This is a genomic window from Microbacterium festucae (assembly GCF_025421715.1).
Taxonomy (GTDB): Bacteria; Actinomycetota; Actinomycetes; order Actinomycetales; family Microbacteriaceae; genus Microbacterium; species Microbacterium festucae.
This window is the reverse complement of the sequence record NZ_JAOEFC010000003.1, coordinates 406275-429089: the sequence shown is the minus strand read 5'-3', so window position 1 is coordinate 429089 and position 22815 is coordinate 406275. Positions and strand designations below refer to the sequence as shown.

The 22815-nt window shown below is 71.7% G+C and carries 23 protein-coding genes and 1 tRNA gene; 10 read left to right on the top strand and 14 right to left on the bottom strand.

The annotated features are described in order from the left end of the window. The first annotated feature begins 2 nt into the window (after positions 1-2). Together N3K63_RS12380 and N3K63_RS12375 are read left to right on the top strand one after the other, a co-directional pair. The gene (locus N3K63_RS12380) at positions 3-419 is read left to right on the top strand and encodes a DUF7144 family membrane protein (protein WP_261580483.1); all 417 of its coding nucleotides are present in this window, start codon (positions 3-5) and stop codon (positions 417-419) included. A gap of 8 nt (positions 420-427) precedes the next feature. Beyond that, positions 428-1777, top strand: a complete 1350-nt coding sequence (locus N3K63_RS12375) for an APC family permease (RefSeq protein WP_261580482.1) — start codon at positions 428-430, stop codon at positions 1775-1777. A 34-nt stretch (positions 1778-1811) separates the two neighbouring features. Here the strand turns inward: N3K63_RS12375 and N3K63_RS12370 are convergent. Next, a tRNA-Thr gene (locus N3K63_RS12370) sits at positions 1812-1884 on the bottom strand. 53 nt (positions 1885-1937) lie between these two features. After that, the gene (locus N3K63_RS12365) at positions 1938-2879 is read right to left on the bottom strand and encodes a DsbA family protein (RefSeq protein ID WP_261580481.1); all 942 of its coding nucleotides are present in this window, start codon (positions 2877-2879) and stop codon (positions 1938-1940) included. Positions 2880-3123: 244 nt separating this feature from the next. Here N3K63_RS12365 and N3K63_RS12360 point away from each other — a divergent pair, with 244 nt between their 5' ends. Both N3K63_RS12360 and N3K63_RS12355 read left to right on the top strand, forming a co-directional pair. Beyond that, a complete protein-coding gene (locus N3K63_RS12360) occupies positions 3124-4227 on the top strand; it encodes an ABC transporter ATP-binding protein (protein ID WP_261580480.1) in 1104 nt (367 codons plus the stop codon). A gap of 109 nt (positions 4228-4336) precedes the next feature. Further along, entirely contained in the window at positions 4337-5659 is a 1323-nt protein-coding gene (locus N3K63_RS12355) for a DUF4032 domain-containing protein (RefSeq protein ID WP_261580580.1), read from the top strand. Between the two features lie 29 nt (positions 5660-5688). Here N3K63_RS12355 and N3K63_RS12350 read toward each other — a convergent pair whose 3' ends face one another. The 5 genes from N3K63_RS12350 to N3K63_RS12330 are packed head-to-tail and all read right to left on the bottom strand — an operon-like array spanning position 5689 to position 10518. Further along, a complete protein-coding gene (locus tag N3K63_RS12350) occupies positions 5689-6327 on the bottom strand; it encodes an NAD(P)-dependent oxidoreductase (protein WP_261580479.1) in 639 nt (212 codons plus the stop codon). 47 nt (positions 6328-6374) lie between these two features. After that, positions 6375-7358 (bottom strand): 23S rRNA (guanosine(2251)-2'-O)-methyltransferase RlmB, encoded by a 984-nt coding sequence (rlmB, locus tag N3K63_RS12345; RefSeq protein WP_261580478.1) that lies wholly within the window; start codon positions 7356-7358, stop codon positions 6375-6377. Continuing rightward, on the bottom strand, positions 7351-8751 hold the full coding sequence (gene cysS / locus N3K63_RS12340; protein ID WP_261580477.1) for a cysteine--tRNA ligase: 1401 nt from the start codon (positions 8749-8751) through the stop codon (positions 7351-7353). The genes rlmB and cysS overlap by 8 nt, the downstream gene beginning before the upstream one ends. 45 nt (positions 8752-8796) lie before the next feature. After that, positions 8797-10002, bottom strand: a complete 1206-nt coding sequence (gene ispD / locus N3K63_RS12335; RefSeq protein WP_261580476.1) for a 2-C-methyl-D-erythritol 4-phosphate cytidylyltransferase — start codon at positions 10000-10002, stop codon at positions 8797-8799. A 33-nt stretch (positions 10003-10035) separates the two neighbouring features. Then, positions 10036-10518, bottom strand: coding sequence for a CarD family transcriptional regulator (locus tag N3K63_RS12330; RefSeq protein ID WP_261580475.1), 483 nt, complete (start codon positions 10516-10518; stop codon positions 10036-10038). A 157-nt stretch (positions 10519-10675) separates the two neighbouring features. On the opposite strand from N3K63_RS12330, the gene N3K63_RS12325 reads away from it, so the two are divergent. Then, the gene (locus tag N3K63_RS12325; RefSeq protein WP_261580474.1) at positions 10676-11149 is read left to right on the top strand and encodes a DNA modification methylase; all 474 of its coding nucleotides are present in this window, start codon (positions 10676-10678) and stop codon (positions 11147-11149) included. 62 nt (positions 11150-11211) lie between these two features. On the opposite strand, the gene N3K63_RS12320 is transcribed toward N3K63_RS12325, so the two are convergent. Then, entirely contained in the window at positions 11212-11895 is a 684-nt protein-coding gene (locus N3K63_RS12320; protein ID WP_261580473.1) for a response regulator transcription factor, read from the bottom strand. Beyond that, positions 11892-13100, bottom strand: a complete 1209-nt coding sequence (locus tag N3K63_RS12315; protein WP_261580472.1) for a sensor histidine kinase — start codon at positions 13098-13100, stop codon at positions 11892-11894. The genes N3K63_RS12320 and N3K63_RS12315 overlap by 4 nt, the downstream gene beginning before the upstream one ends. Positions 13101-13265: 165 nt before the next feature. Here N3K63_RS12315 and phoU point away from each other — a divergent pair, with 165 nt between their 5' ends. Continuing rightward, entirely contained in the window at positions 13266-13958 is a 693-nt protein-coding gene (gene phoU / locus N3K63_RS12310; RefSeq protein ID WP_261580471.1) for a phosphate signaling complex protein PhoU, read from the top strand. 66 nt (positions 13959-14024) lie between these two features. Here phoU and N3K63_RS12305 read toward each other — a convergent pair whose 3' ends face one another. Further along, positions 14025-14774 (bottom strand): phosphoglyceromutase, encoded by a 750-nt coding sequence (locus N3K63_RS12305; protein ID WP_261580470.1) that lies wholly within the window; start codon positions 14772-14774, stop codon positions 14025-14027. A 39-nt stretch (positions 14775-14813) separates the two neighbouring features. Between N3K63_RS12305 and N3K63_RS12300 the strand changes: the two genes are divergently transcribed. Beyond that, on the top strand, positions 14814-15647 hold the full coding sequence (locus N3K63_RS12300; RefSeq protein ID WP_261580469.1) for a class I SAM-dependent methyltransferase: 834 nt from the start codon (positions 14814-14816) through the stop codon (positions 15645-15647). 12 nt (positions 15648-15659) lie between these two features. Here N3K63_RS12300 and N3K63_RS12295 read toward each other — a convergent pair whose 3' ends face one another. The 4 genes from N3K63_RS12295 to N3K63_RS12280 all read right to left on the bottom strand — a co-directional run bounded on the left by N3K63_RS12295 (position 15660) and on the right by N3K63_RS12280 (position 18856). Continuing rightward, positions 15660-16703, bottom strand: coding sequence for an FUSC family protein (locus N3K63_RS12295; protein ID WP_261580468.1), 1044 nt, complete (start codon positions 16701-16703; stop codon positions 15660-15662). Between the two features lie 16 nt (positions 16704-16719). After that, positions 16720-17820, bottom strand: coding sequence for a CAF17-like 4Fe-4S cluster assembly/insertion protein YgfZ (ygfZ, locus tag N3K63_RS12290; protein ID WP_261580467.1), 1101 nt, complete (start codon positions 17818-17820; stop codon positions 16720-16722). After that, on the bottom strand, positions 17820-18431 hold the full coding sequence (locus N3K63_RS12285) for an FABP family protein (RefSeq protein ID WP_261580466.1): 612 nt from the start codon (positions 18429-18431) through the stop codon (positions 17820-17822). Before N3K63_RS12285 ends, ygfZ begins: the two co-directional genes overlap by 1 nt. Positions 18432-18559: 128 nt before the next feature. Further along, positions 18560-18856, bottom strand: a complete 297-nt coding sequence (locus N3K63_RS12280; protein WP_261580465.1) for a hypothetical protein — start codon at positions 18854-18856, stop codon at positions 18560-18562. A gap of 95 nt (positions 18857-18951) precedes the next feature. Between N3K63_RS12280 and N3K63_RS12275 the strand changes: the two genes are divergently transcribed. The 3 genes from N3K63_RS12275 to N3K63_RS12265 are packed head-to-tail and all read left to right on the top strand — an operon-like array spanning position 18952 to position 22809. Further along, complete coding sequence (locus N3K63_RS12275; RefSeq protein ID WP_261580464.1) at positions 18952-19650, top strand: response regulator transcription factor; 699 nt, start codon at positions 18952-18954, stop codon at positions 19648-19650. Between the two features lie 58 nt (positions 19651-19708). Next, a complete protein-coding gene (locus N3K63_RS12270) occupies positions 19709-21874 on the top strand; it encodes an RNA degradosome polyphosphate kinase (protein WP_261580463.1) in 2166 nt (721 codons plus the stop codon). Beyond that, complete coding sequence (locus tag N3K63_RS12265; protein WP_261580462.1) at positions 21871-22809, top strand: NUDIX hydrolase; 939 nt, start codon at positions 21871-21873, stop codon at positions 22807-22809. The genes N3K63_RS12270 and N3K63_RS12265 overlap by 4 nt, the downstream gene beginning before the upstream one ends. The last annotated feature ends 6 nt before the right edge of the window (positions 22810-22815 follow it).

Genomic DNA, 22815 nt, shown 5'->3' with positions numbered 1-22815 from the left:
ACATGACAGACAGTGGCACGACGACAGCACGCAGGACCGGATGGGCCGGATGGGTCGTGTTCGCCGGGATCATCCTTCTGCTCAGCGGTCTGTTCAGCGCGGTGCAGGGCATCGTCGCGCTGATCGGCCCCGACACCTACTACCTGCGCACCGAGGGCGGCCTGTGGCTCTTCGACGTCGCCGGGTGGGGGTGGTGGAACCTGATCATCGGACTGCTCCTGGTGCTGGTCGCCTTCGCGCTGTTCGCCGGGCAGACCTGGGGGCGGGTCGTCGCCGTGATCCTGGCGATCCTCAGCGCCGTGGGCCAGCTGCTGCTCGTCCCGGCGCAGCCGTGGTGGTCGCTGATCGTCATCTCCATCGACGTCCTGGTGATCTACGCGCTGATCGTGCACGGGCGCGAACTGCGCGACGACGCCTAACGGCCCCCATGAGCACCGAGCAGGGTCCGTCCCCCGCGGCCGCCGCCGCGAAGAAGCCGATGAGCGTCACGCAGGCCTCGTTCATCGGCGTGGGGGCGATGGTCGGTGCGGGGATCTTCGCGCTGCTCGGTGCCGCCGGGGCGGTGGCCGGCTCGGCCGTCTGGCTGTCGTTCGTCATCGCCGGGGCGATCGCGGCCCTGCAGGGCTACTCGTTCGCCAAGCTCGGCTCCACCTACCCGTCGTCGGGCGGGATGCTCACCTACCTGGCGAAGGGCTTCGGCGAACGGCGCATCACCGGGATCGTCTCGTGGCTGTTCTACATGACCGGCGCGATCGTGGCCGCGATGGTCGCCACCTCCTTCGGCGGCTACGCCAGCGCGGTCGTCACGGGCGACGACCCGCTGTGGGCCGTGGTGTTCGCCGTGCTCCTGGTCGTCGTGATGACGGGGCTGAACATCGTCGGATCGACCGCGGTCGCCCGCGTGCAGTCGGTGATCGTGAAGGTGGTGCTGGCGATCCTCACCCTGTTCGCCGTCGTCACCATCGCCAACGGCGATGCGGCGATGCTCGACCCGGGCGGATACCCCGGCGTGCGCGAGATCATCTCCAGCGTCGCCCTGACCTTCTTCGCCTTCCTCGGGTTCGGCGTCATCACCTTCACCGCGAAAGACCTCCCGCAGCCGGTGCGGCAGCTCCCGCGCGCCATGTACCTCGCCCTGGGCATCGCCACCGCCATCTACGTCGCCGTGTCGGTGGGCGTGTTCGCCACCCTCACCGCCGACGAGGTCGTGGCGTACGGGGCCACCGCCCTCGCCGAGGCGGCCAAGCCGACGCTCGGTCAGACCGGGTACGTGCTGATGGTGATCACCGCGCTCCTGTCCACCGCCGGAGCGGTCAACGCGAGCCTCTACCCCTCGGCGGGGATGACCCGGCACCTGGCAGAGGTCGGTCAGTTCCCCCGAGCGTTCGGACGCAACATCGGTCGGCGCGCACCGGTGGGACTGGTCGTGATGGCGGTGCTCACGATCTTCATGATCGTCGCGCTCGACCTCAACAGCATCGCGTCGCTGGGCAGCGCCGTGGCCCTGCTGATCTTCTCGGCGGTCACCGTCGCCCACTTCCGCACATATCGCGAGACGCACGCCCGGCTCGTGGTGCTCGTCATCGCGCTCATCACGACCCTCGGCACCTTCGTGGTGTTCACGATGACCACCCTCGTCGCCGAGCCGAAGACCGCGCTGGCCCTCGTGGTGATCCTCGCCGCCGCGGTGGTGTTCGACCTCATCTGGAAGCGGATGCGCGACCGGGGGAAGGCGCGCTACGCGCGTCACGACGACAGCGCGGGCGCTCCGGGATGACGGGGCACGTCGTCGCGGGACGACGGCGGAACGGTGCCGGCTACAGGACTTGAACCTGCAACCCCCGTATTACAAGTACGGTGCGCTACCAATTGCGCCAAGCCGGCAAGAGCGCCCAGTCTATCGGGGCCGCTGCCGCCGCCCCGTTGCGACGGAGACGTCAGGGGGTCGGCGTCGGCGTGGGGCTCTGCGTCTTGTAGAACGCGTCGCTGGCGCTGGTGAGCACGAACTGCGAGAACTCGGCCGGGTCGCTGAGCGAGCCGACGTACTGCTCGCCGTTGACGAGCACCATCGGGGTGCCGGTGAGCGAGACGCCGTCGGCATCCGGGATGCCGGAGATCGCGCGCTCGGTGACCGACTTCACCCACGTCGAGAACGACTCCTCCTCGATGCAGGAGCGCACCTTCTTGGGGTCGCCCACACCCGAGGCGATCGCGAGGGTCGCGAGCTCCTTGTCGGTGAAGCCGTCGGAGTCGACGGCCGGCTGCTTGGAGAGCAGCTCGTTGTTGTAGGCGAAGAACGTGTCGGGCGAGTAGGTCGCCACGCACGCCGCAGCGCTGGCGGCGCGCAGCGAGTACTTGGTGCCGTTCGACTTGGCGGTGAGCATCGACACCGGGTGGTAGCTGAGGGCGACGGCGCCCTGACCCACCCACGACGACAGCTGCTGCACGTTGGCGATCTGCCACTCGCGCGCGGCGGGCGAGAGGTAGTCGACGTAGACGCGGATGTCGACGGGCGGCTCGGCGGTCGCGGTCGGCGCGGGGGCGGTGGCCTCACCCTGCGCTTCATCGTCGGCGGGAGGAGCGGCCTGCATGTCGAGGGTCTCGTCGGAGGCACCCTGCACCGCACCGCTGATCGACGACACGGCGAACCCGTCGTCGGCGGTGTTCTCGGGCGAGAGCTGCGGACGGTCGGCGGCCGAGCCGATGGCCCACGAGACGACGACGGCGACCACGGCCACGGCGGCGACGGCGGTGACCACGAGCGCCGAGCGACGCGCCAGGCGGGCGCGCGACTGCTTCACGTGGACGAGCTTCGCCTTCTCACGCAGCACCTCGCGGCGATCGCGCTCCGGCTCGTTCGTGGAGTCGTCGTTGGACATGGGACCTCTCGACACAGACAACGGCCGGAAGAAATCGGCCTGGCGCACGGGTATTGCGACCGAGGACGATGCTAATGAAGCAGGCTGGGAAATGGCCAGACGGAGCCTGCGCACGTCGTGCCAGAACACCGGCCGGGCATGAGATACTGAACGCGCGTCCTCCCGGGACGTGCGGGCCAAGCCCCCGCTCATTCCATCACTACGGATCGTCCGGCACGTACCTGCCGGTGAAGGAGAAGAACAAATGGCGTCCGTCACCTTTGACAACGCAACCCGCCTCTACCCCGGCGGAACCCGCCCCGCGGTCGACAAGCTGAACCTCGAGATCGCCGACGGCGAGTTCCTGGTTCTGGTCGGCCCCTCCGGTTGCGGTAAGTCCACCTCGCTGCGCATGCTCGCCGGCCTCGAAGAGGTCAACGCCGGCCGCATCCTCATCGGCGACCGCGATGTCACCGACATCCCGCCGAAGGACCGCGACATCGCGATGGTGTTCCAGAACTACGCGCTCTACCCGCACATGACCGTCGCCGAGAACATGGGCTTCGCCCTGAAGATCGCCGGCGTCGGCAAGGAAGAGCGCGCCAAGCGCGTCGAAGAGGCAGCGAAGCTCCTCGACCTCGAGCAGTACCTCGCCCGCAAGCCGAAGGCCCTCTCGGGTGGTCAGCGTCAGCGTGTCGCCATGGGCCGCGCCATCGTGCGTCAGCCCCAGGTGTTCCTCATGGACGAGCCGCTGTCGAACCTCGACGCCAAGCTGCGCGTGCAGACCCGCACCCAGATCGCGTCGCTCCAGCGCCGCCTGGGCGTCACCACGGTCTACGTCACGCACGACCAGACCGAGGCGCTCACCATGGGTGACCGCATCGCCGTGCTCAAGGACGGCCTGCTGCAGCAGGTCGGCACCCCGCGCGACCTGTACGAGAAGCCGAACAACGTGTTCGTCGCCGGCTTCATCGGCTCCCCCGCCATGAACCTGTTCCCGGCGGGCCTGGCCGAAGGCGGCGTGCAGTTCGGCACGAAGGTCGTCGGCGTCGAGGCCGACACGCTCGGCAAGGCGCACGGCTCCGAGGTCACCGTGGGTGTGCGCCCCGAGGACATCGTGGTCAACCCCGAGGACGGCCAGGGCATCACGGTCGACGTCGACCTCGTCGAGGAGCTCGGCGCGGACGGCTACCTGTACGGCCACACCGAGGTCGGCGGCAAGCGCACCGACGTCGTGGCCCGTGTCGACGGCCGCCGTCACCCCAACGCGGGCGACCGCGTCGTGCTGGCGCCGGTTCCCGGCCACGTGCACGTCTTCGACAGCGAGTCGGGCGAGCGTCTCACCGACAAGGCGATCGCTTCGGCCTGATCACCGATCGAGAGCAACGCGGCGCGGGGGGTCATCTGACCACCCGCGCCGCGGCGCATCCACGGGGCATCGGCCCGTGGCATCCATCAGCATCCAGGAGGGCAACGGCGTGAGCGCATCGCTGACCATCACGGCATCCAGCATCGATGCGGGGCTGCTGGCCCTGCCCTGGTCCACTCCGCTGGGGTCGTGGCCGAGCGACACGATCGTCTCGCTCCCCAAGGGCATCTCGCGCCACCTGGTGCGCTTCGCGAATCTCTCCGGCAAGACCATCGCCGTCAAGGAGACCACCTCGACGATGGCCCGGCGCGAGTACGAGATGCTCGGTCAGCTCGCCAAGCTCGACGTGCCGTGCGTCGAGCGCGTCGCGGTGATCGAGGGGCGACGCGACGCCAAGGGCGAGGAACTGCCCGCCGCGCTCGTGACGGCCCACCTGCGCTTCTCCCTGCCCTACCGGGCCCTGTTCACCCAGACCCTGCGTCCGCACACCGCCACGCGCCTCGTCGACGCGCTGGCGGTGCTGCTGGTGCGCCTGCACAACATCGGCTTCTTCTGGGGCGACGTGTCGCTGTCGAACACGCTCTTCCGACGGGATGCCGGGGCGTTCGCCGCCTACCTCGTCGACGCCGAGACCGGCGAGCTGCACGGCCGCGGACTCACGCCCGGTCAGCGCGCCCACGACCTCGACGTGGCCCGCACCAACATCGCCGGCGAGATCATGGACCTCGAAGCCGGCGGCCGCCTCGAGGGTGGCCTGGACGCCGTCGCGATCGCCGACGGCATCGTCTCGTCGTACCACTCGCTGTGGGGCGCGCTGCGCGACGAGGAGACCTTCGCCGCCGACGAGGCGTGGCACATCACCGAGCGGGTGCGCCGGCTCAACGAGCTGGGCTTCGACATCGGCGAGATGTCGATCAACGCGACCCCCGACGGCGCGCGCGTGTCGATCCAGCCGAAGGTCGTGGATGCCGGGCACCACCAGCGGCGTCTGCTGCGGCTGACCGGGCTCGACGTCGAGGAGAACCAGGCCCGCCGCCTGCTCAACGACATGGACCAGTTCAGCGCCCGGGTCTCACGCCTGGGCTCGGACGAGGAGATGGTCGCGCACGAGTGGCTCACCCGCGTGTTCGAGCCGGTCGTGAAGGCCATCCCGTTCGACCTGCGCGCCAAGCTCGAGCCCGCCGAGGTGTTCCACCAGCTGCTCGAGCACCGCTGGTACGCCTCGCAGGCGCGCGGCCGCTCGGTGCCGATCGCCGAGGCCCTCTCGTCGTACGTCGACGACGTGCTGCGTCACCGCCGCGACGAGGCCACCGTCACCGGCCCGCCCACCGACACGACCTCCATCGAGGTGCTGCAGGGCGATTTCGACGACGACGAGGTGGCCGAGCCGTCGCCGCAGACCGCCGCGCTCAACTGGCGCGACCTGGTCTGACCGCCCGCGGGCTCCGCGGCGCCGCAGGCTCAGTAGCCGACGGTGAAGCGGCCGCGCACGTGCCGGGGCGACTCGATCTCGTCGACCACCGCGATGCCGAAGTCCTCGCCCGAGATGAACGACTCGCCGTCGGCATCCGTCACGAGCACGTCGCCGCCGTCGCGGTAGGTGCCGGTGCGCTCCCCCGGGTGGAAGGCTCCGAAGCCGCCGGCGGGGTGGATGAAGAACCAGTCGCGGTCGGACACGCCGGCCTGCAGGTCTTCGAGCACGCCGATCATCTCGAGCGCCTCGTCGCGGAACGCCTCGGGGAACCCTTCGTCGACCAGGCGCGGACCGCCCGGGGCGACGAGGCTGCCGCCGGCGCCGCCCACGACTCCCAGGCGCACCGTCTCGGGGAGGGTGGCCGCCAGCGCGGCGAGGTTGGGGCGCACGAGCCCTGCCATGTCGCCGCGGGGGGCGACGGCCGACACGACCACGTCGACGCCCTCCAGCTCGCTCACCAGCGAGGGCACGTCGGCGAGCGACCCCTCGATGTAGAGCGCGCCGGTGTGTCGCTCGGCCGGGATGCGGCGGGCGACCGAGAGCACGGCGTGGCCGCGCGCGGCGGCTTCGGCGACGATGTGGCGCCCGGCGTAGCCGGAGCCTCCGATGACGGCGATACGGGCCATGATGCGTGCTCCTCGGTGTGGTCGGGCGTGTGGTCGGGCGGGGTGGGTCAGCGCGCGGCGCGCATGGTCGACACCTGGTAGAGCGCGACGGATGCCGCGATGCCGGCGTTGAGCGACTCGGTGGCCGCGGAGATCGGGATCGACACGACCTGGTCGCACGTCTCGGTCACCAGGCGCGACAGGCCCTTGCCCTCGCTGCCGACGACCACGACGATCGGGCGGTCGGCCAGCTCGAGGGCGGGCAGCTCCACGTCGCCGCCGCCGTCCAGGCCCAGCACGAACACGCCCTGCTTCTTGAACTCCTTGAGCGTGGTGGTGAGGTTGGGGGCGATGACCACGGGGATGCGGGCGGCCGCCCCGGCGCTGGTCTTCCAGGCCGCCGAGTTCACGCCCGCCGAGCGGCGCTGCGGGATGATGATGCCCTGCCCGCCGAAGGCGGCGGTGGAGCGGATGATCGCCCCGAGGTTGCGCGGGTCGGTGACGCCGTCGAGGGCCACCAGCAGCGGCGCCTCGCCGCGGTCGATGATCTCCTCGAGCAGGTCCTGCGGGTGGCCGTACTCGTAGGGCGGCACCTTCAGCGCCACACCCTGGTGCACGCCGTCGAAGCCGGCCATGCGGTCGAGCTCCTGACGGGTCACCTCGAGCACCGGGATACCGCGGTGGGTGGCGATGGAGAGCATCTCCTTGACGCGGTCGTCCATCTCCACGCGCTGGGCGATGTAGAACGCCGTGGCGGGGATCTTGGCGCGCAGGGCCTCGAGCACCGAGTTGCGCCCGGTGACGGTCTCGGTGTCGTCGCCCGCCTTCGACTTCGGGGCGCGGTTGCCGCCCGACGAGGTCTTGGGCCGGCCGCCGGCGGCGATGAACCGCTCCTGGGCGGCCTTGCGCTTGCCGGCGGGGTGCCAGGCGCGGTCTTCGGCCTTCGGGGTCGGCCCGCGGCCCTCGAGGGAGCGCTTGTTCTTGCCGCCGGTGCCCTTGGTGGGGCCCTTCTTCTTGCTGTTGCCCGCTCCGGGGCGTCCTGGCTTAGCCATTGCTCAAACTCCAATGGGTCCCATCGGGACCGTCTTCGAGGGCGATGCCGGCCGCTGCGATCGCGTCGCGGATGCGGTCGGCGGACGCCCAGTCCTTGTCGATGCGCGCCTGGGCGCGCTGGGTGATCATCGTCTGCACGAGCGCGTCGAGCGCGGCGGTCTCGGCGCCGGCGCCCCCTGTCGCCCATGCGGGGTCGTGCGGGTCGATGCCGAGGATGCCGGTCATCGCGGTCACGTCGCGCCAGCGGGCGCGGGCGGTGTCGAGGTCGCCGTCGTCGAGCGCGGCGTTGCCGGCGCGCACGGTCTCGTGCAGCACGGCCAGGGCCTGGGGCACGCCGAGGTCGTCGTCGAGGGCGGCCGCGAACGCCTCGGGCACGGCGAGCGTGTCGCCGGCGTCGGGGGTGCCGGTGCGGCGCACCCGGGCGAGGAAGATGCGGATGCGCTCCAGCGCCGCCTCGGCCTCGTCGAACGAGGATGCCGTGATGTCGAGGCTCGACCGGTAGTGCGCGGCGGCGAGGGCGTAGCGCACGACCAGCGGGTCGTGGTCGGCGAGCACATCGGCGGCGAGGAGGAAGTTGCCGAGCGACTTCGACATCTTCTGGTCGCCGACGGTGACGAGCCCGTTGTGCACCCAGTAGCGCGCGAAGCCGTCACCGGCCGCGGCCGACTGGGCCAGCTCGTTCTCGTGGTGCGGGAAGCGCAGGTCGAGGCCGCCGCCGTGGATGTCGAAGTCGGCGCCGAGGTAGCGCCGGCTCATGGCCGAGCATTCGATGTGCCAGCCGGGGCGGCCGGGGCCCCAGGGCGAGTCCCATGCGGCATCCGCCGGCTCGTCGGCCTTGGCGCCCTTCCACAGTGCGAAGTCGCGGGGGTCGCGCTTGCCGCGCGGGTCGGCGTCGGCGGCCGGCTCCATGGCGTCGATGGACTGGCGGGTGAGCTCGCCGTAGCGCGGCCACGAGCGCACGTCGAAGTAGACGTCGCCCGCGGCGGCGTAGGCGTGGCCGGCATCGATGAGGCGCGCGATGAGCTCCTGCATCTGCGGGATCGACGCGGTCGCGCGCGGCTCGTAGGTGGGCGGCAGGATGCCGAGGGCGGCATAGGCGCGCGAGAACTCCAGCTCGACGCGGTAGGCCAGCGCCCACCACGGCTCGTCGGCGGTGGCCCCGGCGAGCACCTTGTCGTCGATGTCGGTGACGTTGCGCACGAAGGTCACCCGGCCGAACCGGTGCTGCAGCCAGCGGCGCAGCAGATCGAAGCCCAGCGCGGCGCGCACGTGACCGATGTGCGGGCCGGATTGCACCGTGGGACCGCACACGTAGACGGTGACGTTGCGGGGGTCGCCGGGCACGAAGTCGCGCAGTGTCTGCGCCTTGGTGTCGTAGAGCCGGATCGTCACTGCACCAGCCTACCGGCGGCACCGCCGCCCGACGTGGGAGCCCGCTCAGGCAGGGACGATCACGGCCACCGCGAAGGCCTGCACGCCCTCGCCGCTGCCGGTGAAACCGAGGCCGTCGGTGGTGGTGGCCGCCACCGACACCGGAGCGCCCAGCGCCGCCGACAGCACCCGCTCGGCCTCGGCGCGCCGGGGCGCGAACCGGGGGCGCCTGGCCTGCACCTGCACCGACACGTTGCCCACGCGCCAGCCGGCCTCGGCCAGCAGCGCCCGGGTGCGGGCCAGGAACGCCTCGGCGTGGGCGCCGGCGTACTCGGGGCGGTCGACGCCGAAGTGGGTGCCGATGTCGCCCAGGCCCGCCGCGGACAGCAGCGCGTCGACGATCGCGTGGGCGACGGCATCCCCGTCGGAGTGGCCCGACAGCGCACTCTCCCCCGGCCATTCCAGACCGGCGAGCCACAGCGCACCCTCGCCGCCCACCGCGTGCACGTCGGTGCCGACGCCCACGCGCGGAACGCCGATCGTGAGCGGCACGGGAGCGGGGGTCGGGGTGGCTGCCGGGGCGAGCAGGCGGCGCGCGCGGTCGAGGTCGCCGGGGGTGGTGATCTTGAAAGCGCGCTCGTCGCCGCCGACGGTCACGACCTCGTGCCCGGCCGCCTGCACGAGCGCGGCGTCGTCTGTGAAGTCGGCGGCGGCGCCCGCGTACGCGGCCTGCAGCACGCTGCGACGGAAGCCCTGGGGCGTCTGGGCGGCGGTGAGCGGGGCGCGGTCGACGGCTTCGACGACGCGGTCGCCGTCGACGCGCTTGAGCGTGTCGATCACCGGCAGCACCGGCAGGGCCGCGTCGGCGCCGACATCCAGCGCGGCGATGACCCGCGCGAACACCTCGGGCGGGGTGAGGGCGCGTGCCGCGTCGTGCACGAGCACGAGCTCGACGTCGGCCCAGACGGCGGCGAGCCCCGCCGCGACCGAGGCCTGGCGCGTGTCACCGCCGGCGACGACGGTGACGAGGTCGTGGCGTGCGCCCGCGATCTGCCGGGTCTCGGTGAGCGCGTCGCCGACACGATCGTGCGGGGCGACGACGACCACCTGCGCGAGCGGCGCGGCGAACACGCCGTCGAGCGCGTGGCTGAGCACGCTGCGCCCGTCGATGCCGACGAAGGCCTTGGGCGCGCCGGCGGCCAGCCGGGTGCCCGAGCCCGCGGCGACGACGATCACCGCGACGCGCGGAACGGGAAGGATCGGTGCGCTCACGACAGCGAGCGTACCGTCAGCGCGAGGGCGCGATCAGGACGCGAGGACCTCGTCGAGGACGGCCGAGGCCTTCTCCTCTTCGGTCTTCAGCGCGAGCGCGATCTCGGAGACGAGGATCTGACGGGCCTTCGCGAGCATGCGCTTCTCGCCCGCCGACAGGCCGCGGTCCTGGTCGCGGCGCCAGAGGTCGCGCACGACCTCGCTCACCTTGATGACATCGCCGGAGGCGAGCTTCTCGAGGTTCGCCTTGTACCGGCGGGACCAGTTGGTGGGCTCCTCGGTGAAGGGCGCGCGCAGCACGTCGAAGACGCGCTCGAGTCCGTCCTTGCCGATCACGTCGCGAACGCCGACCAGGTCGACGTTGTCTGCCGGAACCTCGATGATGAGGTCGCCCTGCGTGACGTTCAGCTTCAGATACTTCTTCGTCTCGCCCTTGATGATCCGGTCTTTGACCTCGATGATCGTCGCGGCGCCGTGGTGCGGATAGACGACCGTCTCGCCAACCTCAAAAAGCATGCAGTTATGTCCTTTCGGCAACCTCAAGGATACCACAGCGTACATACGCTAAGGTTCGCCGGTTCGCGCGGCCCGCCCCTCCTCGCGCCCGGCCCCGTGCGCAGGTCCGTCGTGACCATAGAATGAGATCGCCCCGCATCGTCACCCTGGAGGATCCGTGAAATCGCGTCTGATCGCGCCCCTGGCCCTGGGCCTCGCCCTCACCTTCGGAGCCACCGGCTGCAGCATGGTCGCGCCGCAGGCGACGACGATCTCGTACTCGCCGTCCGACGGCGTGAACGTCCCCGACTCCGGCCCCCTCATCGTGCGCAACGCCCTCGTCATCGCCGACGAGAGCGGTGAGGCCGGCAACCTGCTCGCCGCCGTCATCAACGACACCGACGACGGCGTCACGCTCAACATCGGCGTGGCCGGCGACTTCCAGACCCTGCGCGTGCCCGCGCGCACCACGGTGAGCCTCGGCGTCGACGTCGACCCGCTGCTCATCGAGAACCTCGACAGCAAGCCCGGCTCCGACGTGGAGATCTCGTTCCAGTCCGGCGACGGCGAGGGCGTGGCCACGGCCATCCCGGTGCTCGACGGCACCCTGCCGCAGTACGAGGAGTTCGTGCCGCGCGCCGGCGACAGCTGAGCGGATGCGATGACGAAGGGGGCCGAGTCGACTCGGCCCCCTTCGTCGTTCGTGCGGGGCGCTCAGCCCTCGAAGCGGTAGCCGAGGCCGCGCACGGTCAGCAGCATCGTCGGCTCGCCGGGGTTCTGCTCGATGCGCGAGCGGATGCGCTTGATGTGCACGTCGAGCGTCTTGGTGTCGCCGAAATAGTCGCTCCCCCACACCCGATCGATCAGCTGGCCGCGGGTGAGCACGCGCCCCGAGTTGCGCATGAGTACCTCGAGCAGCTCGAACTCCTTGAGCGGCATCGCGATCTCGCCGCCGCCGACCTCGACGGTGTGGCGGTCGAGGTCGATGCGCACGCGCCCGCCCTCGAGGATGCGGTCTTCGACCTCGACGTCGTCGGTCTCGGAGCGGCGCAGCACCGCCCGCATCCGGGCGAGCAGCTCGCGCGACGAGTAGGGCTTGGTGACGTAGTCGTCGGCGCCGAGCTCGAGCCCGACGACGATGTCGACCTCGGAGTCCTTCGCGGTGAGCATGATGATCGGCACCTTCGAGGTGGTGCGCACGACGCGGCACACCTCGGTCCCCGGCATCCCGGGCAGCATCAGGTCGAGCAGGATGATGTCGGCACCGCGGGCGGAGAAGGCCTCGAGCGCGGTGGGGCCGTCTTCGGCGATCTCGACCTCGAAGCCCTCTCGGCGCAGCAGGTAGGCGAGCGGATCTGCGAGATCGGGCTCGTCCTCGACGATCAGGACGCGGGTCATGGCTGTACTCCCTCTGCCGGCGTGGGTGCTGCGGCGAGCTTCTTCTTGGGCTTGTTCTTCTTGCGCTTCTTCGGCTTCTCGCCGGGGAGGGGGCCCTCGACGGCCGGCAGGCGCACCGTGAAGGTCGAGCCGCGGCCGGGGCGCGACCACAGCACGACCTCGCCGCCGTGGCGCTGCACGGCGTACTTGACGATCGACAGGCCGAGCCCGGTGCCGCCGGTGCGGCGCGAGCGGGCCTGGTCGGCGCGGTAGAAGCGCTCGAACACGCGGTTCTGCTCCGACTCGGGGATGCCGATGCCGCGGTCGGTGACGGCGATGTCGACGACGTCGTCGGCCACCTTCACCCCGACGCCCACCTGGGCGCCGGCCGGCGAGTAGGCAACCGCGTTGGCGACGAGGTTGGAGAGTGCCTCGGTGAGCACCTGCACGTCGCCGCGCACGTAGGCTCCGCGCACGCCGCCGCGCACGATCTGGATGCCCGCCGACTCGGCCGTGAGGGCCTGCGACTCGATCGCCGAGGCGACGACCTCGTCGATCGACACGTCGCGCAGGTCGGTGAGGTCGTCGGCGGCCTGCAGGCGCGACAGGTGCATGATGCGCGAGGTCAGCTGCCCCAGGCGGGTCGCCTCGGCGCCCAGGCGGGTGGCGAAGTGGCGCACCTGGTCGGGGTCGTCGGCGGCGGATGCCACGGCCTCGGCCAGCAGGCTCACCGCGCCCACCGGGGTCTTCAGCTCGTGACTGGTGTTGGCCACGAAGTCGCGGCGCATCTCTTCGACGCGCTCGGCCTCGGTGATGTCGCGGATGACGATGAGGGTGAGGCGCGGGGTGATGACGCTGGCGCGGGCGGCCACCAGGCGCGGTTCGATGCCGCGGCGCAGCCGCAGGGTGGCCGCCTCGGGCCGGTCGGCGCGGCGGGCCGCGCGCACGAGCTGGCGCAGCTGGTCGTCGGGGAGCACCCCGCCCTCGTGCATGGCGAACACCGACGCCGGCGCGGAGGCCGCCACGATCGACAGCGAGTTGTCGACGACGACCGCGACCTCGTCCATCCCCTGCAGCACGGCACGCGCGCCATCGGGCAGCGTCGTGGACGACTGGATGCGGGTGCGCTGGCGCGAGCTGATCGCGAAGACGACCAGTGCGGTCACCGCAGCGCCGAGGATCATGCCGACGGCGAGGATGACGAGCGCCGTCAGCGTCGCATTCATGCCTCCAGCGTAGAGTGCCGTGCAGGTACTCCCCCGTCGCCGAGGCCCGTTCCCCGCGGCCCTCCGTGCAGTGTTCACACCTTCGGCACCGTTCGTTAACCTTCTCGGGGGAGGATCGCCGCGGCGCCGATCGCGGCGCGCCTTCCCGCGAATGAGAGGTTTCCGATGCGCGAAGTGTTCCACCAGTCGCTCGAGGACGTGCAGGCACGTCTCGTCGAGATCGCCGAGCTCGTCACCGTCGCCATCGAGGGCGCCACCCGCGCCTTCGGCACCAGCGACGTGGCGCTGGCCGAAGAGGTCATCGAGGCCGATGCCGTCATCGACGCCAAGGCCGCGGCCCTGGACGAGCTGGCCATCGAGATCCTCGCCCGTCAGCAGCCCGTCGCCCGGGATCTGCGCATCGTCGTGGCCGCCCTGCGGGTGAGCGCGTCGCTGGAGCGCATGGGCGACATCGCCGAGCACATCGCGCAGTTCACCCGCATGCGCTTCCCCGAGCGGGCCATCCCGAAGGGCCTCAAGAGCACCTTCACCAAGATGGGCGAGCTCGACGTCGAGGCGGCGCGCAAGCTCACCGAGATCCTGCGCACCGAAGACCTGGGCCTGCTCGAAGAGCTGCGCGCCCTCGAGGAGCAGCTCGACGACCTGCACCTGTCGGTGTTCGAGAAGGTGCTCAGCGACAACTGGCAGGGCGAGGCGGCGGCCACCGTCGATGCCACCCTGGCCAGCCGCTACCTCGAGCGCTTCGCCGACCACGCGGTGTCGGTGGCCAAGAAGGTCTCCTACCTCGCCACCGGCGAGTGGACGACCCAGACCGACGAGATCGCCGTCATCGCCGGACCGGCGATCACCAAGAACTGACGACGACATACGACTGCGGCCCGGACCTTCTGGTCCGGGCCGCAGTCGTATGCGAGCGGGTCGCGGTTACTTCTTGCCCTGGCTGGCCACGGCCGCGGCGCCGGCGGCGGCGGCTTCGGGGTCGAGGTACTCGCCCGGGCCGAGAGGACGGAAGTCCTCGCCGAGGCGGTAGACCAGCGGGATGCCGGTGGGGATGTTCAGCTCGGCGATGTCGGCGTCGCTGATGCCGTCGAGGTGCTTGACCAGGCCCCGCAGCGAGTTGCCGTGCGCGGTGACGAGCACCGTCTTGCCGGCGGCGAGGTCGGGGATGATGTCGGACTCCCAGTAGGGCAGCATCCGGTCGATGACGATCTTCAGCGACTCGGTGTCGGGCACCTCGCCGTCGATGCCGACGTAGCGGGGGTCGCCGGACTGGCTGTACTCGTCGTCGGCGGGCAGCGGGGGCGGCGGCACGTCGAACGAGCGGCGCCACAGCATGAACTGCTCGTTGCCGAACTCTTCGAGGGTCTGTGCCTTGTCCTTGCCCTGCAGGGCGCCGTAGTGGCGCTCGTTGAGGCGCCACGAGCGCTTCACCGGGATCCACAGGCGGTCGGCGGCGTCGAGGGCGATGTTGGCGGTCTGGATGGCGCGGCTGAGCACCGAGGTGTGCAGCACGTCGGGCAGCAGGCCCGATTCCTTGAGCAGCTCGCCGCCGCGCTGGGCTTCGCCCTTGCCCTGCTCGGTGAGGCGGACGTCCACCCATCCGGTGAACTGATTGGTCTTGTTCCACTCGCTCTGACCGTGGCGGAGGAGGATGAGCGTGTACGGCGCAGTCATGTCGCCAGCCTACCGGGGCGGCCCTGCCATCATGGAGGGATGTCGCCGGAGAAACCCCCCGGGCGGGCGGTCGGTCGGATCACCCGCGGGACCACCGGCACCAACCGCCTGCGCCGGGTCGATCGCTGGATCGCCCGGCACCCGGTGCTGCGCCGCACGGCCGACCCGTTCGTCGTCGACCTCGGCTACGGCGCGAGCGGGGTGACGGCCCTGGAGCTGGAGGCGCGGCTGCGCCGGGCGCGGCCCGACGTCGAGGTGCTGGGCCTGGAGATCGCCCCCGAGCGGGTGGCCCGCGCGCGCGAGCAGCTGCAGGCCGTGCGGGCAGGTCAGGGCCCGTTCGCCCCCGACGCCCGCGTGTCGTTCGCCCGCGGCGGCTTCGAGGTGCCGGCGCCGGGCGGGCGACGCCCCGCGGTCATCCGCGCCTTCAACGTGCTGCGCCAGTACGACGAGGCCGACGTGCCCGACGCCTGGGCGCGCATGTGCGCGCGCCTGCAGCCGGACGGCATCCTCGTCGAGGGCACCTGCGACGAGATCGGTCGCGTGTCGACGTGGATCGAGGTCGGCGCCGACGCCGTGCCGCGCACGCTGACGGTCTCGCTGCGCCTCACGGGGCTGGAATCGCCCGCGATCGCCGCCGAGCGTCTGCCGAAGGCGCTCATCCACCGCAACGTCGACGGGGAGCGCGTGCACGACGTGCTGACCGCGCTCGAGACCGAGTGGACCCGTGCGGTGGCGGCATCCGCGTTCGGTCCGCAGCAGCGCTGGCAGGCGGCGCTGCAGGCGATGACGGATGCCGGCCTGTCGGTGCGCGGCCGCAGCCGCTGGCGCCTGGGCGAGCTGACCGTGCCGTGGGCGTCGGTGGCGCCGGGCTGACCGGCGCCGCGCTCACACCCTCGGCAAGGCCGCGCGCGCCTCGGCGGAGCTCATGCCCGTCGCCGTCAGCAGGTCGACGGCGAGGGGGCGCATCGCCGCGATGACGTTCTGGTCGCTGTGGGAGGCGCCCGGCATGAGGGCCACCGGGTCGAGGCGGCGGGCCACCGCCACCAGCACGGCGCGCGCCACCGGCTGCAGCGAGATGTCGTCGAGCGCGTCGGAGACGAGGGCCGCACCGCGCTGCAGCTCGCCGAGGATGCCGGCCGCCACCGGCCGGGCCTGCCCGTCGTCGACGACGTAGACCACGCGCCGGGCGACGACCCGGAGGTTGCGCACCGCGAGGTCCATGGCGGCGAGCACGTCGGCGTGCCGTGCCAGCTCGGAGCGCTCCCGCGCCAGGAACGGCGAGATGCGCGCGATCTCGCGGCCCGAGTCCAGGCTCGCCCGCCACGTGTCGACGCGCTCGTTGGTGGCGCGGGCGGTCTCGAGCCCGCGCGCGGCGCGCAGCGGGTCGCCGCGGCGCAGCGCCTGGGCCAGCGTGCCGGCGGCCTGGTCGAAGGCGGCGAACAGGGCCCGGCCGTCGCGGGCCTGCACGCTGCGCGCCGACCGTGGCAGCAGCGCGGTCACCAGCAGCGCCGCGACCGCGCCGACGAGCGCGTCGGCCAGGCGGGCGAACGGCTCGTTGCCGGGGATGACGATGACGATGCCCGACTGGATGGCCGCGGCGATCGCGAACCAGGGCTGCGGCGAGAGGAACCGGGCCACGGCGAGGGTGAGGGCCAGCGCCAGGCCCAGCTGCCACCACCCCGCGCCGAACACGAAGCGCAGCACCTCCGCCACGAGCACGCCGAACACCATGCCGGCGAGGGTCTCGGCCAGCACGCGGGGGCGCGCGTCGCGCACGAGCCCCAGGCTCGAGATGGTGACCGTCGTCGTCAGCAGCGGGGCGCTGTGGCCGAGCACGAACACCGAGAACGCGTAGGCGCCGGTGGCCGCCACGACGATCTGCACAATGGCCGGCCACGACTCGCGCAGCCGCGCGAGGCCGGGCTTCACCGGGTGCGCCCCACCGTCACGACGACGTGCGGCGACCCAGACGCGGCAGCCGCGGCACGTCGGCGGTGGCCCCGGCATCGGCGGGGACGATCGTCTGCGCCGTCGCGGTGACGACGCCGTCGGCGGTGACCACCTGCAGGTCGGTGTCGGCCGGGGTCGACCGGCGCACGAGCGCCAGGGCGATGGGGCCGTCTTCGTAGTGGCGGGCGACCGAGGTCACCGTGCCCACGACGGCCTCGCCCAGGTGCACCTCGTCGCCGGGCGCCGGCAGCAGCGCGTCGCTGCCGTCGAGCTGCAGCGCGACGAGCCGGCGCGGCGGGTGGCCGAGGTTGTGCACCTTGGCGACGGTCTCCTGCCCGCGGTAGCAGCCCTTGGCCAGGTGCACGGCGGTGCGCAGCCAGTCGACCTCGTGCGGCAGCGTCTTGCCGTCGGCCTCGGCAGCGCCGCGCGGGCGCCACGCGGCCACGCGCAGGGCGTCGGCGGCCAGGCGCCCGGCGAGCGCGCGCTCCCCCGCCGCGGCCTGCGCGGCCAGCGCGTCGAGGGCGGATGCCGGGACGACGGTCTCGGTCCAGTCGCGGCCCGCGGCGGCGTGCCCGGTCTGCTCGGCGTAGCCCCAGCCGCCGGTGGAGACACCGGGCCACGGGTCCTGCCAGCGGGCGAGGGCGGGGAGGCCCGCGACGGCGGCGGCGGTGCCGGCGACGACGACGTGGTCGGCGGAGGCGTCTTGCGGGTCGACGCGCAGGCGGAAGCGCATGCGACGCAGCCACGCGAGCAGTCCCTCGGCGGCGGGGGCGTCGACGATGAGCCACGTGCGCTCACCGTCGTCGACCACCGAGGCGGCGTACTCGACGTGCCCGTGCGGGTCGAGGATGAGCATCTCGGTCGAGACGCCGGGCGGCAGGGCGGTGAGGGCCTGCGACGACAGCGAGTCGAGCCAGGACAGGCGGTCGTCGCCGGCCACGGTGAGCACGGCGCGATCGCCGAGCGGGGCCACGGCGCGCCCCTCGGCCAGCAGGCGCTGCTCGCGCAGCGGTGCGCCGAGGTGGGCCAGGCCCTCGTCGTCGACGACGGCGCCGGGCACATCGGCGAAGACGCGGGAGGCCGCTGCGGTGGTCATCACTCGGCCCGCGCCAGGCGCGCCGAGGCGTGCGAGGCGAGTTCGCCGCCCACGGCGGCGATGTCCCAGGCCCACAGCAGGTGACCGTCGACGAGGCCGTACAGGCGGGTGGCCGAGCCGTAGACCTTCGCGCCGGCGGGGCGCACGACGGCGTCGGTGGCCAGATCGATGCGGGGCCCGGTGACCTGGCCGAGGTAGAGCTCGCTGATGCCGTCGGAGTGCACGATCGCGGCCTCGATCTCGAAGCCGCCCGCGTCGGTGCGCAGCGCCTCGACGTCGTCGGCGGTGCGGCGCGCCACCCGCGCGGTGCGCGGGGGCAGCAGGCCCGGGCCGGCGTCGTCGTCGCCCGCGGGGCGGGAGAGCTTCCAGAACCCGGTCTCGGCCACCAGCGCAGTGCGGGCGCCCTCGTCGTCGGCGTCGAGCAGCCACGCCGACGCGGCGTAGTTGAGGTGGTCGCCGCCGTCGTGGCTGAAGCTCACCCGGTGCGCGAACTCACCCGTGTAGTGGTGGTCGCCGGTGTCGTAGTCGATGACCCCGGTGCCCTCCCAGACGCCGAGCAGCCACGACAGCGGCACGAGGTCGGCCGGCAGATCCGTGGGCAGATCGAACACGGGCTCAGCGCTGGCCGCGGTAGAGGTTCTTGAGCACGACTCCCGACACGAAGACGATCGCGAGCGAGGCGAGCCCGAGCAGCCCCACGAAGAACAGTTCGAGTGCGACGAGGTCCATGGCGCCCAGTCTAGACGGCGCCGCCGAACAGGGAGGCAAGACCGAGCCCCGCGCCGATGAGACCCATCACCACGAGGGCGCCGAGCACGCTCGCCGCGATCCGCTGGATGAAGCCCTGCGACCGGCCCGAGGCGAGGTTGAGCGCGAACGCCGCGATGAAGCAGACGCCCATCGCCACCGGCATCCAGGCGGCACGCCAGTCTTCGGGAGCGAGCAGTCCGACGGCGAGCGCGAGCACCGCGGCGAGGATCCACGTCGCGATGACGGCCGTGTAGGTGCGGCGCGGCGCGAGCTCGGGAAGGGTCACGGGTCCATTGTGACCCACCACCCGACCTGGGCGCACCTGAGCGTGGTCCTAAGATGGGGGCACGACTCCGGCGTCTCGCACCGGGAGGATCCCCTTTGGCACAGCTGCTCGTTCTGAGTTCCGCGCATGGCGGCGGTCCCGTCCTGCCTTCGCTCGAGCTGCTCAGCCACCGGGTGCGCCAGATTCCCGCCGAGCCCGCCCAGCTGGTGAACGCCCCCAGCGCCGACGTCATCTTCGTCGACGCGCGCATCGACCTGGTCGGCGCGAAGTCGCTGTGCAAGATCCTCAACACGACCGGGCTCGACGCCCCGCTGGTGCTCGTGGTCACCGAGGGCGGCCTCACCGCCGTGTCGACCGACTGGGGCGTGGACGACGTGATCCTGGTGGGCGCCGGCCCCGCCGAAGTCGACGCACGCATCCGCCTGGCCATCGGGCGCATGACCAAAGACCCGGTGTCCTCGCGCATCCAGACCTCGGGCATCACCATCGACGAGTCGTCGTACTCGGCGAAGGTGCACGGCAAGCCGCTGGATCTCACCTACAAGGAGTTCCAGCTCCTGCACTTCTTCGCCACGCACCCCTCGCGCGTGTTCACCCGCGAGCAGCTGCTGAGCGAGGTGTGGGGCTACGACTACTTCGGCGGCACCCGCACCGTCGACGTGCACGTGCGGCGCCTGCGCGCCAAGCTCGGCGACCTCGAGCAGCTCATCGGCACGGTGCGCAACGTCGGCTACCGCTTCAACGTGTACGACGACGACCAGGTCAGCGCCGGCCGCGAACGCACCGACGCCTGAGCGTCCACACGCGCACGCCGTTCACAATCGCGTCACCTCGCCCTGCAATGATGAGGGGATGATCGACATCGAGCCGCTGGACTCCGGACTGGGTGACGCCGACGACGACTTCGACGACATCGTCGAGGCGTTCGACTCGCTGCTGCCCGACCACCGCTACACCGACCGCGAGGTCAGCTGGCTCGCGTTCAACCAGCGGGTGCTGGAGCTGGCCGAGGACGAGACCGTGCCGGTGCTGGAGCGGGCGAACTTCCTCGCCATCTTCGCCAGTAACCTCGACGAGTTCTTCATGGTGCGCGTCGCGGGCCTCAAGCGCCGCATCCTCACCGGTCTGGCCGTGCCCACCAACGTCGGCCGGGCGCCGCAGGAGGTGCTCGCCGACATCTCGGCCAGCGCGCACGCCCTGCAGCTGCGTCACGCCTTGGCGTGGAAGGAGCAGGTGCGCCCCGCGCTGGCGAAGGAGGGCATCGAGGTCGTGCACTGGGACGACCTGGCGCCCGACGAGAAGTCGCGCATGTACGACTACTTCCAGGCGCAGGTGTTCCCGGTGCTGATGCCGCTGGCCGTCGACCCGGCGCACCCCTTCCCCTACATCTCGGGACTCTCGCTGAACCTCGCGGTGCGCATCCGCAACGCCAAGACCGGCCGCCAGGAGTTCGCCCGCCTCAAGGTGCCGCCGATGCTCCCCCGCTTCGTCGAGCTGTCGGGCGAGCGCCGCTCCGCGCGCTACCTGCCGCTGGAAGAGCTCATCTCGCAGAACCTCGGCGACCTGTTCCCGGGCATGGAGATCCTCGAGCACCACAGCTTCCGCCTCACCCGCAACGAAGACGTCGTCATCGAGGAGGACGAGACCGAGAACCTCATCCAGGCCCTCGAGGCCGAGCTGCTGCGGCGCCGGTTCGGCCCGCCGATCCGCCTCGAGGTCACCGAGAAGATGGACGAGGTGACCCTCGAGCTGCTCATCAACGAGCTCGACATCACCGAGCAGGAGGTCTACCGCCTGCCCGGGCCGCTGGACATGCGGGGTCTGTTCGACCTGTCGCGCATCGACCGGCCCGAGCTGCACTACCCGCCGCACGTGCCGACGACCGCCACCGCCTTCCAGCCCGCCGAGCAGAACGGCCGCGCCGACCTGTTCGCCGCGATCCGCAAGGCCGACGTGCTCGTGCACCACCCCTACGAGTCGTTCAACACGAGCGTCGTCGCCTTCCTCGAGCAGGCCGCCCGCGACCCGCACGTGCTCGCCATCAAGCAGACCCTCTACCGCACCTCGGGCGACAGCCCGATCGTGGAGGCGCTCATCGACGCCGCCCAGAACGGCAAGCAGGTGCTGGCGCTGGTCGAGGTGAAGGCCCGCTTCGACGAGGCCGCCAACATCGTGTGGGCGCGCAAGCTCGAGAAGGCGGGCGTGCACGTCGTCTACGGCATGGTGGGGCTGAAGACTCACTGCAAGCTGCTGCACGTCATCCGCGAGGAAGACGGGATGCTGCGCAGCTACAGCCACATCGGCACCGGCAACTACAACCCCAAGACCAGCCGCCTCTACGAGGACTTCGGCCTGTTCACCTCCGACGAGCAGGTGGGGCGCGACCTCACCCGCCTGTTCAACGAGCTGTCGGGCTACGCGATCGAGAAGAAGTTCAAGCGTCTGCTGGTGGCGCCCCTGCACCTGCGCAAGGGGCTGCTGCGGCAGATCGACAAGGAGCGGCGCAACGCGCAGGAGGGCAAGCCCGCCGGCATCCGCATCAAGGTCAACTCGATGGTCGACGAGCAGATCATCGACGCGCTGTACCGGGCCAGCCAGGCCGGGGTGCGCGTGGACGTGTGGGTGCGCGGCATCTGCTCGCTGCGCACCGACCTGCCCGGGGTGAGCGAGAACATCACTGTGCGATCGATCCTCGGCCGCTACCTCGAGCACTCGCGCATCTTCGCGTTCGACAACGACGGCGACCCGCAGGTCTACATCGGCAGCGCCGACATGATGCACCGCAACCTCGACCGCCGTGTCGAGGCGCTCGTGCGCGTGGTCGCCCCGGCGCACGTGAAGGAGCTCGTCGACCTGTTCGACCTGGCGATGGCCGACACCACGAGCTCGTGGCACCTGGGCGACGAGGGCGTGTGGACGCGCCACTCGGTCGGCGCCGACGGCAAGCCGCTCATCGACCTGCAGGACAAGACGATGGCGCAGGTGCAGCGCCGGCGGCGTTCGCGGGCGGTGCGATGAGCGACACCGCCGTCTTCGCCGCGGGCGGCGTGGTGTGGCGGATGGTGGAGGGGCGCCTGCTGGTGCTGCTCATCCACCGCACCGCCTACGTCGACGTCACCCTGCCCAAGGGCAAGGTCGACCCGGGCGAGACCCTCGCCGAGACCGCCGTGCGCGAGATCTTCGAAGAGACCGGCATCCGGGTGTCCCTCGGAGTGCCGGTGGGCGTCTCGCGCTACCGCATGCCCAACAAGCGCCAGAAGATCGTGCACTACTGGGCAGCCGAGGCCAGCGACGAGGCCATCCGCGACTCGGCGTTCGTGCCCAACAAAGAGATCGCGGGGCTGGAGTGGGTGAGCCCGCGCAAGGCGCTGTCGCGGCTGAGCTACCCGGTCGACATCGAGATCCTCGAGAACTTCCTGAAGCTCGTCGGCGACGGCATCCTCTCGACCTTCCCCATCGTCGTGCTGCGCCACGGCAAGGCGGTCTCGCGCGACGACTGGAAGGGCGCCGACGCGGCGCGCCCGCTGACCGACCGCGGCGTGAAGCAGGCGGCCGCGGCGGTGGGCCCGCTGCGCGCGTTCGGGGTGCGCAAGATCATCTCCAGCGGTGCGGTGCGGTGCGTGGCCACCGTCACGCCGCTGGCGGCGGCCCTCGGCAAGCGCATCACCCGCGAGCCCGGCCTGAGCCAGGATGCCTGGGAGGCCGGCGACGCCCAGGTGCGCGCGGTGGTCGGCAAGCGCGTGCGCACCCGCAAGCCCGCCGTGCTGTGCAGCCACGGACCGGTGCTGCCCGACATCCTCGCCGAGCTCGCCCTGGCCACCGGCACCCTGCGCGGCTCGTACCTCGGCAGCGCGTCGGCGCTGGAGGTGGGCGCCTTCTCGGTCGTGCACCTGTCGGCGACCAACCCCGGGTCGGGCATCGTCATGATCGAGACGCACGAGCCGAAGGTCTGACGAACC